Annotated in this window: 15 protein-coding genes; 3 read left to right on the forward strand and 12 right to left on the reverse strand. The window is 35.0% G+C overall.

The annotated features are described in order from the left end of the window. Window positions 1–314: 314 nt before the first annotated feature. From rsgA to FHY45_RS12055, 7 genes are all read right to left on the reverse strand, one after another. Entirely contained in the window at window positions 315–1397 is a 1083-nt protein-coding gene (gene rsgA, locus FHY45_RS12025; protein ID WP_066103963.1) for a ribosome small subunit-dependent GTPase A, read from the reverse strand. 272 nt (window positions 1398–1669) lie between these two features. Continuing rightward, entirely contained in the window at window positions 1670–1906 is a 237-nt protein-coding gene (locus tag FHY45_RS12030; protein WP_139891985.1) for a DUF3953 domain-containing protein, read from the reverse strand. Between the two features lie 168 nt (window positions 1907–2074). Further along, entirely contained in the window at window positions 2075–2611 is a 537-nt protein-coding gene (locus FHY45_RS12035) for an ATP-binding protein (RefSeq protein ID WP_066103966.1), read from the reverse strand. Window positions 2612–2711: 100 nt separating this feature from the next. Further along, window positions 2712–3059, reverse strand: a complete 348-nt coding sequence (locus tag FHY45_RS12040; protein WP_139891986.1) for a hypothetical protein — start codon at window positions 3057–3059, stop codon at window positions 2712–2714. A 541-nt stretch (window positions 3060–3600) separates the two neighbouring features. Further along, window positions 3601–4098: a CcdC family protein gene (locus tag FHY45_RS12045; RefSeq protein WP_139891987.1), complete on the reverse strand. Its 498-nt coding sequence runs from the start codon at window positions 4096–4098 to the stop codon at window positions 3601–3603. Window positions 4099–4152: 54 nt separating this feature from the next. Then, window positions 4153–4512 (reverse strand): response regulator, encoded by a 360-nt coding sequence (locus FHY45_RS12050; RefSeq protein ID WP_139891988.1) that lies wholly within the window; start codon window positions 4510–4512, stop codon window positions 4153–4155. Between the two features lie 61 nt (window positions 4513–4573). After that, complete coding sequence (locus FHY45_RS12055; protein ID WP_066103982.1) at window positions 4574–5281, reverse strand: cytochrome c biogenesis CcdA family protein; 708 nt, start codon at window positions 5279–5281, stop codon at window positions 4574–4576. 233 nt (window positions 5282–5514) lie between these two features. Between FHY45_RS12055 and FHY45_RS12060 the strand changes: the two genes are divergently transcribed. Then, window positions 5515–5691 carry an aspartyl-phosphate phosphatase Spo0E family protein gene (locus tag FHY45_RS12060; RefSeq protein ID WP_139891989.1) on the forward strand — a complete coding sequence of 59 codons (177 nt, stop codon included), beginning with the start codon at window positions 5515–5517 and terminating at the stop codon, window positions 5689–5691. 174 nt (window positions 5692–5865) lie between these two features. On the opposite strand, the gene FHY45_RS12065 is transcribed toward FHY45_RS12060, so the two are convergent. Then, window positions 5866–7659 carry an ABC transporter ATP-binding protein gene (locus FHY45_RS12065; protein ID WP_139891990.1) on the reverse strand — a complete coding sequence of 598 codons (1794 nt, stop codon included), beginning with the start codon at window positions 7657–7659 and terminating at the stop codon, window positions 5866–5868. Window positions 7660–7662: 3 nt separating this feature from the next. Beyond that, the gene (locus tag FHY45_RS12070; protein WP_139891991.1) at window positions 7663–9408 is read right to left on the reverse strand and encodes an ABC transporter ATP-binding protein; all 1746 of its coding nucleotides are present in this window, start codon (window positions 9406–9408) and stop codon (window positions 7663–7665) included. Between the two features lie 222 nt (window positions 9409–9630). Here FHY45_RS12070 and FHY45_RS12075 point away from each other — a divergent pair, with 222 nt between their 5' ends. Together FHY45_RS12075 and FHY45_RS12080 are read left to right on the forward strand one after the other, a co-directional pair. Beyond that, entirely contained in the window at window positions 9631–10476 is an 846-nt protein-coding gene (locus tag FHY45_RS12075; RefSeq protein WP_139891992.1) for an SPFH domain-containing protein, read from the forward strand. Window positions 10477–10485: 9 nt separating this feature from the next. Continuing rightward, complete coding sequence (locus FHY45_RS12080; RefSeq protein ID WP_139063817.1) at window positions 10486–10656, forward strand: type II toxin-antitoxin system antitoxin; 171 nt, start codon at window positions 10486–10488, stop codon at window positions 10654–10656. 394 nt (window positions 10657–11050) lie between these two features. On the opposite strand, the gene FHY45_RS12085 is transcribed toward FHY45_RS12080, so the two are convergent. The 3 genes from FHY45_RS12085 to FHY45_RS12095 form a co-directional block, all read right to left on the reverse strand. Continuing rightward, complete coding sequence (locus tag FHY45_RS12085; RefSeq protein WP_139891993.1) at window positions 11051–11584, reverse strand: nucleoside/nucleotide kinase family protein; 534 nt, start codon at window positions 11582–11584, stop codon at window positions 11051–11053. Window positions 11585–11726: 142 nt separating this feature from the next. Next, window positions 11727–12494, reverse strand: coding sequence for a MerR family transcriptional regulator (locus FHY45_RS12090; protein ID WP_139891994.1), 768 nt, complete (start codon window positions 12492–12494; stop codon window positions 11727–11729). A gap of 244 nt (window positions 12495–12738) precedes the next feature. Continuing rightward, window positions 12739–13220 (reverse strand): transposase (locus FHY45_RS12095; protein ID WP_139891995.1); only part of this gene is annotated, 482 nt, incomplete at its 5' end.

A 13220-nucleotide genomic window follows, 5' to 3' on the forward strand; every position in this document is an offset into this window, starting at 1 on the left:
TTTATTCGGCTAATCCATTCGGTTTTTCTGATTCTTTTCCCCTTGGTGTTACTAGAATAGCCTCTAGCTATTTTTACTTGGCTGTTTTCGTAAGTATTGTTGCTATTGATTAACGCTTGTTTTTATGAAAATAGCCACCTCCAAAAAGGAAGTGGTTGTACTTGTTATTGGACTAACTCTCCTGTTTGTTTAAGTACATTCCTTCACAAATATTATAAATAAAATCTCATTTAACTATACTATCTACCAAAAAATAAGGTAACAGCTCAACATCGAGCTGTTACCTATTTTTCACTTCAAAGAGCTATAAAACTTCATCTTCTTTTCTTTCTATTTTGTTCTTTAAATTTCTTGAAATTTTTCATGCCGCCTATGCTACTAAACATTTCATTTGCCTTTTCTTTTTCAATCATTTTAGAATTCAAACCTTGATACTTAGTCTCTTTTTTTAGTTTCCAGTAGCTTTCTAGCCTTTCAATTGACAAAAATCCATCTTTCATTGCTTTTTGTACTGCACAGTTTGGCTCATGTTGGTGTGTACAATCATTAAATTTACAATCATTAGCAAGGTCTTCAATATCAGAAAAAGACTTGGTTAAATCTGCACTTATAATTCCAAGCTCTCTCATACCAGGAGTGTCTATAACAACACCTAAATTTTGCAACATAATTAATTCACGGCTTGTAGTAGTATGTTTGCCTTTATCATCATTCCTTATTTCATTTGTATCTAATAAGTTTTGGCCGATAAGGCAATTAATTAAGGTTGATTTCCCAACTCCAGATGAACCTATAAACGCTACTGACTTCCCATTTGAAAGATACTTTTTTAAAGATTGGCATCCTTCATCAGAAGTATTTGTTGTAACAATCACATCTATACCAATTGCAATAGAATATATTTCATCAAGTCTTGATGCTATATCATCACATAAATCTGACTTTGTAAGTACAACAACTGGGTTTGCACCACTGTCCCAAGCGATAGAAAGATAACGCTCTAGTCTACGCAGATTATAATCATTGTTCAGTGACATACAAATAAAAACCGTATCAATATTTGTAGCGACAATCTGAATATCTTTTTTGGTTCCTACCATTTTACGTCCAAATACGCTTTTTCGTGAAAGTATATGATGAATAATTCCGTTCCCCTTTGAATTATTTGTTCTGTCGATCATAACAAAATCTCCAACAGCAGGATATTCAGAAATTCCTGTTACATTATAGCGATACTTACCGGATATCTCAGCAACAACCTCACCACTTTCTGTAATCACCTTATATAAATTTTTAGATTGTGATGAAACTCGCCCAATAAAAAGGTCTTTATATATTGTAGACTCCTGTATGAATTCTTCAGTAAGTCCTAAATTTTTCATATCAATATTATTCAATTTCATTTCCTCCTAAAGTTTAGATAATAACTTTTGGGAGGTTTTATGCATTAGTTTATTTTGTGCATACCTCCCTATTTGTTACAATCTCCACATTTCGCTTGCTATACATAAACACAGCAGCTCCTTTCATTACTTATAAGTTTTATATTAGTACAATCCAACTCTAATGTTCAACACAAATTAAACAATGTTCTTCCACTAAACTGCCCCGTTAGCAGCATAAGAAAAGGCCGTCAATTTGACAGCCTTTTCTTATGCTAATATCCCTGTTAACTCAATAAGAATCCCTGAATTGAAACATAAAAAACAAAACCAGAAACACCAATAGACATATAACCCCAAAATGCTTTTTTATCTTTTTGAAGCTCAATTAGTCCCGTAGTCAATATTAAAAAACTTAGTACCATCATTAAATAAGGCATATACTCAAAGTTCTTAGTTATTAGACCAAAAAACGCTAATGCAAGAACACCTATCGATAAAATAATTCTTAATGTTTTTAGCATATTTCTCTCCCCTTACAACAAGTCATTTCCCCAAGTTTTTGTCTAATCATATCACATTTACATTATTATTCTATTCAATTCCTTCTTGAGCTAACCTGTCCCTTTACTTCCATAAGGAGTTCAACAGAAAAGGACATTAATCCTTCTTGGATCAACGCCCCTGTTAGTTCAATTAGTATTTAGATAATCTAAGACAATATCAACTCTTTCATTGACTGAATAATCCCCTTCAATTTTTAATACTGGACAAGATAAGTCTGCCATCCAATGCTCGTGCAATTTTTTACTTCTAACTTTCATTCCCGCACTATCATAAAGAGAAGCCCACTCTAAAAAAGTTTTCGATTGTTCATATTTGCTTCCGCCAGTTAATATTTGACTTCCATAACGCTCATATTCCCTCTGCTTTAACCTTTCAAGCCTTATATCTTGCGGAACCCATAAGAATATAACAAGGTCAAAATAACTTTTAAAGTTATCACCCCAACCACACACTGCACCAGAAAGAATCCAGTTTTCATTAAGTAATAAATCTTTTTCAAGCATTTCTCTTCTTTTAGGTACTTCTCTTTGTTTAGTAAATTTAGTTGTCCAAAAGTAGTCATCAGTATCAAGATGTGTATGAGGTAAGACCTTTGATAATGAAGAACCTAGCGTTGAAGTACCAGAACCAGAGGCTCCCAATATGTGTATTTTTTCTTTCATTTTCCCCATCCTTAATCATAGGCTTCTTCAACTCTTCTGCCCCTTTAGTTCAATAAACTATAATAGCCAAAAATATTTATCCCTGCTTAAAGACTATGTATTATTTTGACGCTGTTAGCAAAGTGCTAATTGATAAATTTAATTCTTCTTTAAAGTTTTCCTCATATAGTTTCAATGAGGAATAGCTAACTGATTGCATCAATATTCCTTTCAACCCAGTCTTCATTATAAATACTACCATTCGGGCTATTTTCAAGTCTGGTGTCTTTTCTTTAAATCCTGGTACTCTATGTGCTGAATACATATTTCGCCAATCCTTCAAACTCTTCCAGTACAAATTATAATCTTTCTCACTTAACTCTATGTTAGACAAAGTAATTGGCTTTAAATCACCATCTAATCCAAGCTTCTTCCAGTGTATTTCATTTTCGTCAGTACCAAAAATCATACACCAGAGATTAATTGACTGAAAGTAATGTGCATCTATTGTATACTTCCAAAATTCCTGAGAACCAAATCTACATAGGTTATCAAATTTCTCATTTAAATATCTAAAACTAGAATAAATGGCATAAAAAGCTTTTTAGTATTTCAAGCTGTTCATCCAAAACCGACTCATTAAAATTCATGTTACTCTCCCTGAAATTTATTTACTGGTTTTATCCCTAATTCGTTGATCGTCTTTTAGTCGTTGGTATGTTCTAATATCAATTATTCGCCATATTTTGTTCAAGTCCTTCTTCCGCTAACCTGCCCCGTTTGTTGAACAAGCCACCTTAATTCAACTGTACCACAAATTGGATATTTATATCCTTTTATTCAAGAGCAACAATCTATGCGAAAACAGCCTTTTATTTTTATGATCTTCCTCAAAAATATCTTCAATTTAAAATACGGTTGTATTTTGTGAAACAAATTCAACCCGATTAACATGATTCGGGTTAAAACAGCCAAAATTAAAAAAACGACCAAAGGTCGTTTTTTATCATTTATACGGAAGTAACCGGATTATTACCTGCCTGTGTATCATTTAAGATGTTCTCAAACTTCTTATATTGCATATACATCGCTATTCTCCATGGCACAATCATTGAAAAAGCCAATAGCCAGAACATTCCTCCTGTTTCACCTAAATCAATTGATGAACTTAAAAATACCTTAAGGATGGTTCTGATTAAAATGAGTCCTATAAGGACAATTCCAAAAGCTTTCGACCGTTTCATATATATTTGTTTATCTTTAATTTCAAATTTGGATGTCTTTATTAAAAATATAGAAAAAAACATGCCCAGTATGATTGCCTCGAGTATTTCCATTCCAGTTAACCGAAAATATGGGAATACATACATAAGTGCACCGGTACTCATAAAAAACGGCGGCAATATAATCTTTTTGATAGAAGCCGGTTTTTGAGATGCCTTCATCCTTACTGCAAAAACAAAAAGTCCCATTATCACTGCAAGTATTGTAGATACTGCAAACATCATATATCATCATTCCTTTTAGCATACATTAATTTCAAACGTTTAATACGATTTATGTTAATCCAAGACACGCTTGACCGCATCTATTACCCTTATCTCTTCAAATGGTTTTATAATAAAGTCTTTTGCACCCGCTTCTATAGATTCTCTGACAATCTTTTGCTGACCCATTGCCGAACACATAATAATTTTGGCATCCGGGTATTTACCCTTAATTACTTTGGTCGCCTCTAATCCACTCATTAATGGCATCGTTACATCCATAGTAACCAAATCAGGCTTATACTTTTCATATAGATCAATTGCCTCTATACCTGATTCTGCTTCTCCAACAATGTGATGATTTCCTTTTTTAAGGATAGCTGCCAACGTCAACCGCATAAACTTTGCATCATCCACTATTAGAATATTAGCCATCTTTAGTTCCCCCTGTTACAAAATAAAAGTATAACTCTGTGCTGAATATGATTAAAACTAGTTAAAAACCACTCCATCCTCCGAATAAAGCGATAAAATATGAGCTTATTTTGGTCATCCAATCAAAAAACAAAACGATTCCCATCAGAATCATTAACATTCCGCCTGCCTTCATAACTTTATCCGAGTTACGTTTGATCCAGCTTAATTTCCCAATAAAAAAAGACATAATAAAAAACGGAATAGCAAATCCTAAAATATAAGCTAACATGTAGAACATACCAGATTCCGGGTTGGTTCCGGTCATCCCAATGACAACCATTAAAATAGGTCCAGTACATGGAGTCCATCCTGCTGCAAAGGCAATTCCTATTAAAATTGATCCGATATAACCACCCGGACGATTTTTAAATTCAAAACGGTGTTCTTTCATAAGAAACTTCGGCTGAAAGAAGCCAATTATAATTAAGCCAAAAAAGACTATAAGAATAGCACCTAATTGCCGGATAATATCTCCATAGTTTTCAAAGAAGGTTCCAATATAAGATGCACTGAATCCCAGTGCTATAAAAATAATGGAAAATCCAATTAAGAAAAAGAAAGTATGTAATAGGCTCCTTTTATGCATCATCGCGTTATCATTTTTTAATTCTCCAACCGACATTCCTGTTATATAAGAAAGAAAGGCCGGATAAAGCGGAAGACAGCATGGAGATATAAAGCTGAGGAAACCTGCTCCGAATGCCAAAAATATATTAATATCACCCAAATGAAATTACCCCCACTGTTTCTAATTCATTCCACCTTACATTGTACCAAATTACTCCATATAAAGTAACTGTCTGAGCAGATGATAAAGAGTATAGTTTTAATTTTTCAATATATTTTACATTTTTAGTAAAATTTATGTATAATAGTTTTACCGCAATTCTTTTCTGTAAGAATATGTTATAACCTTGTAAATTTAAACATAATCCACTAAACGAGGAAGGATCTGCAACCATGGATAATCAAGAGTTGTTAGATAAAATAGAAATCAAGCGTGCAGAACTAGTTACTATCGTCTCTCAGAATGGATTATCATCTCAAACAACCATTCAATATAGCCAGGAACTCGATCATCTGTTAAACAACTATCAACCTGAAAAAACATACAATAGATCAAAAATATCATGTTAAGCTAAAGTAAGAAAAACCCAAACACATAAGGATAGAATAGAGTTAGAAGAACTCATTCTTTTTCCATTAAAACACTGTTCAAACAGTTTCAGGAGTCACCCAAAAGTATATTTCAGAAGAACAATAAATCGCATCCGATGAATCGGATGCGATTTATTTAGTTAGAGTCTTTTTTCAGCTTACATCTTTGTTGAAACTTGAACGGATACCATTTTGAAGTAAATACATTTTATAATAAAGCCCTTGCTTAGCCAGCAGTTCCTGATGTGTTCCCTGTTCAACAATTTGGCCTTGATGCAAAACAAGTATAAGGTTAGCATCTTGGATTGTGGAAAGACGGTGGGCAATTGCAATTGTCGTTCTGCCCTTTCTCATTTTTTCCAGGCTTTTTTGAATAGCCTCTTCAGTTTCTGTATCAATATTGGCAGTCGCTTCATCAAGAATAAGAATTTTAGGATCTCTCACGATTGTTCGCGCGAAGCCAATCAACTGCCTTTGACCGCTCGAAAATGTTGCTCCCCGCTCCACTACTAAATGATTATATTTATCAGGTAGCTTTTCAATGAAGGATTGCGCCTGAACAAATTTAGCTGCCTCTTCTATTTCATTGTCCGTTATTGTTTGATCATGCAAACTGATATTATCTCTAACAGACCCATAGAATAAGAAAGCATCCTGTAATACAAGCCCCATCTTCCCCCGCAGTTCTTCATTTGAATAACTTTTGATGGATTTCCCATCAATTAATATATCTCCTCTATTAAATTCATAGAAACGCATGATCAAATTTATGATAGAACTTTTTCCACTACCCGTATGTCCAACAAGTGCAACTGTTTCGCCCTCATTGACTTTAAAGGAGATGTTTTTTAGTACATCTCTCTTTCCATCATAAGAAAAACTAACATTTTTAAATTCAACGACACCCAGCTCGATTTTATACGTTTGAATGCTCTCTGCCCCGGGGGCTAACTCTTTTTCATCCAAAACAGCAAATACTCTTGATCCAGCCACAATTGCCTGCTGATATAAGGATAATCTTTGCATCACTTGGTTAACTGGTTCAAAAAAACGATCAATATAGTTTACAAACGCATACAAAACACCTATTTCAACTACTGAATTCATCGAGTTGATCCCAAAGTAACTGAGCACAAGAACAATCGCAAATATATATACTAGATCTATCGCTGGCCTTAGCAATAACCCATCTATCTTAATATTCCTCATTCCTGCTTCATAATGTTTTTGATTAATCTCCTCAAACTCATCCTTTAAGCGTTTCTGCTGGCGAAACACCTGAATTATAGACATCCCCTGGAGAGATTCATTTAAATTGGCGTTCAACTGGCTTAGCCTTTCCCTGAGTTCTTGATAATAAACACTGCTGAATTTACGATAAAATCTCATAAGCAAATATAAAATGGGCAGGATGAATAAACAAAACACAGCAAGCCTAACGTTCAAAATAAACATCGCAATAATCGTCCCTATCACGAAAAATCCACTGGATATAAAAGCTGCAATCACAGTCACAAACATATCCTTAATTGCTTCTGTATCATTAGTAATCCTGGATACAATTGCTCCTGCTGGTGTTTTATCAAAATATCTCAATCCAAGGCTTTGTACTTTACTGAAAACATCAACCCTAAGCTGCTGAATAATTTTTAAAGCGACAAGCTGGAACGAAAACTCTTGAAAATAAGTAATAAACATTTTAGCAAACAGGAGTATCAAATACCCGATTGCCAAAATAGCTATTGGCTTATACTGCATATTCATTGGCGTTAAATAATCATCAATGAATATCTTCACTAAAATAGGTCCTGTGATGTCAGCCACTGTCGCAAGAAATAATAAGAAAAATGCTCCTATTAATCTCTTTTTATATGGTTTCGCATAGGACAAGAGACGGAAGAGAATTGCTCGCTGTTCTTTTCCTGTTATTGATTTAAGTTCATCCATCTCTTACCCCCCCTGCTCCACTAATTCTTCTAATTGTTGCTGTTGGTACATTTCTTTATACCAGCCTTCCAAGTCCATTAACTCCCTATGCGTACCTTTTTGAACGATTTTACCGTCCTTCAGAACAATGATTAGATTGGCATGCTGGATAGCACTTAACCGATGGGATGTGATAATCGTTGTTTTGTGTACTCTGTTTTCCTTTAAATTCTGGAGGATTGTTGCCTCTGTTTTGGCATCGACTGCCGATAGTGAGTCATCCAGAATTAAGATTTCAGGATCAAGCATCAATGCCCTTGCTATACTGATTCTTTGCTTTTGACCACCAGAAAGCGAGACTCCACGTTCACCTACAACCGTATTATATCCTTCCGTAAAGCCTTCAATATCAGAATGAATATATGAAAGAATTGCCGCCTCCTTAATTTCTTCTTGGGTAGCATTCGGTTTAGCAAAGGCGATATTCTCACCAACTGTTGCTGAAAATAAAAAAGGATCCTGTGGTACATACCCAATTGCTTCTCGTAAGGATTTCAACGTATAATTTTGGACTTCGTGTCCTTTAATGCTTATGCACCCTTCTGTTGTCTCAAATTCCCTAATCAGTAATTTTAATAAAGTCGTTTTACCTGCACCAGTTTTCCCAACTATTCCGAGAGTTTCCCCTTTTTTTATCGTAAATGAGAGATCCTCCAGTACAGGTTCCTTTTCATCAGGATAAGTAAAGGATGAAATCTCAAATTCTATATCACCACTGGCTTGTTCGTTAAGAGCGCCAGTTTTATCAAAAATATCGGTTTTTTCAGCTAGGAGTTCAGTAATTCGATCATAAGATGCGTTCCCCCGTTGCACGATATTAAATAAGAATCCAAAAGCGAGCATCGGCCAAATCAATAATCCTAGATAGGTCGAAAAAGATACAAGTTCACCAATCGTCAAACTGCCCTCCATCACATATTTCGCGCCAACAGCGATTGAAATAAAATAAGAAAGTCCCGCCATTACACTGATAGTTGGATCAAACAAGGCATCTATACGCGCCACCGATATGTTTTTATCCACTACATCATTAGAGGAAGACCGAAAGGATTCAATATCCTCTCTTTCCTGGCCAAAGGTCTTGATCACTTTAATCCCATTTATGCTTTCCTGGGTCTTGTCATTCAATTCAGAAAAGGCAGCCTGAGCAGCCCTAAATCTTTTATGTAATAGCTTCCCATAATAGCTTGTTGAGATGGCAATAACGGGCATAGGAAGCAATGCAAACAACGTTAAACGCCAATCAATAAAGGCCATGGCCAGAACAACAAACCCACCGGTCGTTAGCGAATCAACCAAGGATAGGACACCGCTTCCTGCGGTTTGCTGGATTGCATTTAAGTCATTGGTCGCATGTGCCATCAAATCTCCGGTGCGCTTACGCTGGTAAAAGGATGACGGCATATTCGTGAAATGATCAAATAATCGATAACGAAGTTCTCTTGCTAACTTCACGGCTGAACCAAAGATCTTGATTCGCCAAAAATATCTTAATATGTACATACCAACGCCCGAAGCAATTAAAATAACAGTCAATTTCGAAAGACCTGCACCTGTCAGAGAATCATTATTAATCTGATCAACTACAATTCCTATAATTCTAGGTGGAATCAGCTGCAAAATAGCTACGAATAATAACATAATGATGCCAATTATGTATGCTTTTTTTTCTTTCTTAAAAAACCATTTTAGCTTTACAAAGATCTTCACAAATGCCCTCCTTTTCTCTTTTATAAGGCCTTCTTATTTTAGCAAATCAAATAAACCAAAGGAAGATTATTTTAAACTTTCCGAATAATTATACAGGTGTATTTTAGGATTGCTTTACAAACTTAATTAGAATATTTGGTATATTTTGTTATAAAAAGCTAACTATCTAACTAAATAAGTGATATAATTGTGATATCACTTTGATATATAGGAGGCATTAAGATGGTTGAAAAGAAGGCAGTTAAAATGAATGGTTATTTAGGCGTCCTTGCAGGGTTGGTCATTATCAGCATTAGTGCTTATATGTTGATAAATGGATCAACTGTACTTCCAATCGTATTATTAATAGCTGTTGCCGTATTATTGTCTGGCATCACCATTGTCCAACCAAACGAAGCAAAAGTATTAACATTTTTCGGAACATATGTAGGAGTCATACGCGAGCAAGGTCTATGGTTGGCAATACCTTTTACCATCAAATCCAGCGTTTCACTGCGCGTCATCAATTTCAATAGCGATACCCTAAAGGTAAATGATTTAGAAGGTAATCCGATTGAAATAGCTGCCGTGGTGGTATACCGTGTCAATGATAGTGCGAAGGCAACTTTTGATGTGAAGGATTACAAAGAGTTTGTACAAATCCAAAGTGAAACGGGAATTCGTCATATCGCAAGCCAATACGCCTATGATCACTTTGACAAAGAAACCGATCTGTCACTACGGAGAAATAGTGATGAAATTGCTGTTTTTTTAGCAGAGGATTTACAAAAACGTTTAGAGGTAGCTGGTGTGGATGTGCTTGAAGCACGAATCATGCATCTAGCCTATTCTTCTGAGATTGCTTCCGCTATGTTACAAAGACAACAGGCCCAGGCTGTGCTGGCTGCCCGTAAGGTAATTGTTGATGGTGCCATTGGAATGGTGAAAAGTGCGATCGACCAATTGGCGGATGAAGATATTGTTGAACTTGATGAAGACAAGAAAGCACAAATGGTCAACAACTTAATGGTTGCAATTGTTTCAGAAAAGGGAACGCAGCCAATTATTAATACAGGAAGCATTCATTAGGTTTTTAAGATGGCCAAAAGAAAAGCATATCCGCTAAGAATTGATCCTAAACTTTATGACGCACTTGAAAAATGGGCAGATGATGAACTTCGCAGTGTAAATGCTCAAATAGAAATCCTCTTAAAAGAAGCCGTAAAAAAAGCAGGCCGATTGAAGGATGATCAAGAACAACAAGAATAAATTCGAGACTATTAGATAGCCAGAAGCATAGTTAGAACGTTTGTTTAAAATAATACAAACGTTCTATTTTTATTGTGGTGATTTAATAAACACTCTTATACCATTCCTATTGACGCTTTTTGAGCACACATAAAAACCACCAGTCTATGTTTGCTCAATGTCAAAATCCCCGTTTCTACATTAAGGAATTCAACTAAAAAGAGCATTAATGGTGCTGCACCTCATTTAAATAAATACTCCCCCTATATTTTTACTTTCTTAATGAACTAACCTGCCCCATTTCAACCATATGAGTTCAACATAAAGGGACATTAATCCTGCTTAAATCAACATCCCTGTTACTTGAATAAGATATTATATTTTCATTCTTGCTTTGTCCTGTGAATTACTCTATTCACATTATATTTTGAACGATAATACTTACAATCTCAGATTTAGATAATGTCCCATCTACAATTAGGTCAGAATTCGGCTTTGTTGTATTTATCATATCCAGATACCCCTGCCTTCCTCTAAGAATGTAGTTATCTAGATCCAGCATAATATCCTCGGTAGAACCATCTTTAAAGTCACGAATTATTCTCCGTGCCATTGCAATGTCCAGCGGGGTATCAATAAACACTGCAAAATCAATTAATTCTCTTGTTTTAGTATGTAAATAAGCAAATGGAAAATCTAAAATGATGTAATCTAGTGGTTCAGTAACTAACTTCTTTATATCTCTAATGAGTGGTGATAAGTCCCAATCATCAGGATTAGAACCATTATCAACCCATTCAATAAAGTTATCGGGACCATCAAAATCATAATCATCAAAAGATATTGTTTTACTATTTTGCAACTGTCCTTTTAGGTAAGAAGTTATTGTTGTTTTGCCCCCACCCGAAACCGCAGCAATTGAAATCACAAACGGAAATTTCCTTTTCATAAAATCCTCCGACTTTTCGAATGTCTTCGTCCGCTAATCTGGCCCATTTCTAAAATAAGAAATTCAATAGAAAAGGGCATTAATTCTTCTTGGTTTAACACCCTTTAATGAAATTATACTGTAGTCAGGTAAAAACCTATTTTCATTCCATTTCTACATGTTTCATATAAAATTCTATTGCTTGGTTAAGCCATTTTTGCTCATTTTCTGTGAATGGTGAAGGTGCGAGTTGTTCAAACTCTTGAATATCGAGTTCTTCTACGTCAGCATCAGCTAGATTTTGCACCAAATCTTCACCAAGAAACGCAAAAGACTCTTCAAGATACATTTTAATCACTTCTTGCACTTCAGGATGGTCGATAGGTTTACCGTATAATTGTTTCACTTGCTTATTTAACTCAATGAAGGTTTGATCTAGGGCTAGTTTTTCTTCTTCAGATTTCTTTGCTATTCCTTCCGCTACATCAGATAAGTTATGCCGTTCCATCCATTTGTATTGCATATTGTCCATCTCTGTACTATGGATAAGGCTGAATAACACTGTACTATCAACTTCTCCCTCTTTCTCAAGTATCATAATCACTCTCTTAACAGCAGTCATTGAACGCTCAATTCGTTCTTTTTCTTTTTCTAGTGCTCGAAAGTGGAGGTTTAAAGTCTTATTTAAATCATCTGAAAAACTTGATTCACCTAATAATCCAGCAATCTTAACCAAGTTATATCCAAGAAACTTTAAACTTAAGAGTTTTTGTAACGTTAAAGTATCTTGATGTCTGTAAATACGATGACCTGATGTTGGATTCTTCTTTGGCTGTAAAAGACCAATTTCATCATAATAATGTAGAGCTCGAATAGGTATTCCTGTCTTTTCCGAAAATTCACCAATGGAATATTCTATATTCCCTTTCATCAACATCCCTCCCCATAAATATTTAAGCTCATGATAAAACCTCACGTAACTAGAGGTTCAAGAGGAATTTTGATAATTATAATGCAAATCCTAAAACATTCTTATTCAGCTAAACCAGCTAATAGGTTGTCAATATCTCTCTGTATATTTCATTTTTTTATATGCTATACTGTTTTTGGGTATGCCAAATAACCCTCCAGTTTCTTTTTGGAAGGTTTTTCTTATGTTGGATAAATATCATTTCCTAAGCTAAATCTAGGAAATTCTCGTTCTTTTTCAATAAAGCATAAATCCAGTGAAGCAGCTTGTTGATACAAGCTACAATGGCAACTTTTGAAGGTTTTCCTTCTGAACGTTTTCTATCATAGAACTCTTTGAGCTTTTTATTTCTAGAGCCTCTTATCCCACATAAAACAGCTAAATACAAACTATGCCTTAGCCTACTGGATCCTCGTTTGGTTATACGATTTATGTTCGCAGTAAACTTACCAGATGAATAGACACTGGGATCTACTCCAGCGAAGGCCACTAACTTTTTAGGGTGATTAAACCGATCAATTTCTCCTATCTCCGAAATGATTGTTGCCGCAATCTTTTCACCGATACTAGGAATCGATTGGATAATCTTATATTCTTCTATTTCATTTGCCAGGGATACCATTTGGCTCTCTAAATCCGTAAGGTGTCCTTGGTAGTGAAATAAAATATCGATATACATACTAAGAT

Source organism: Bacillus sp. D386, from assembly GCF_006346415.1.

Coding starts and splice junctions, on each gene's coding strand:
- FHY45_RS12030 (WP_139891985.1), bottom strand. CDS start 1,906: ATGCTAAAAACATTAAGAATTATTTTATCGATAGGTGTTCTTGCATTA.
- FHY45_RS12035 (WP_066103966.1), bottom strand. CDS start 2,611: ATGAAAGAAAAAATACACATATTGGGAGCCTCTGGTTCTGGTACTTCA.
- FHY45_RS12040 (WP_139891986.1), bottom strand. CDS start 3,059: ATGATTTTTGGTACTGACGAAAATGAAATACACTGGAAGAAGCTTGGA.
- FHY45_RS12045 (WP_139891987.1), bottom strand. CDS start 4,098: ATGATGTTTGCAGTATCTACAATACTTGCAGTGATAATGGGACTTTTT.
- FHY45_RS12050 (WP_139891988.1), bottom strand. CDS start 4,512: ATGGCTAATATTCTAATAGTGGATGATGCAAAGTTTATGCGGTTGACG.
- FHY45_RS12060 (WP_139891989.1), top strand. CDS start 5,515: ATGGATAATCAAGAGTTGTTAGATAAAATAGAAATCAAGCGTGCAGAA.
- FHY45_RS12065 (WP_139891990.1), bottom strand. CDS start 7,659: ATGGATGAACTTAAATCAATAACAGGAAAAGAACAGCGAGCAATTCTC.
- FHY45_RS12075 (WP_139891992.1), top strand. CDS start 9,631: ATGGTTGAAAAGAAGGCAGTTAAAATGAATGGTTATTTAGGCGTCCTT.
- FHY45_RS12080 (WP_139063817.1), top strand. CDS start 10,486: ATGGCCAAAAGAAAAGCATATCCGCTAAGAATTGATCCTAAACTTTAT.
- FHY45_RS12085 (WP_139891993.1), bottom strand. CDS start 11,584: ATGAAAAGGAAATTTCCGTTTGTGATTTCAATTGCTGCGGTTTCGGGT.
- FHY45_RS12090 (WP_139891994.1), bottom strand. CDS start 12,494: ATGAAAGGGAATATAGAATATTCCATTGGTGAATTTTCGGAAAAGACA.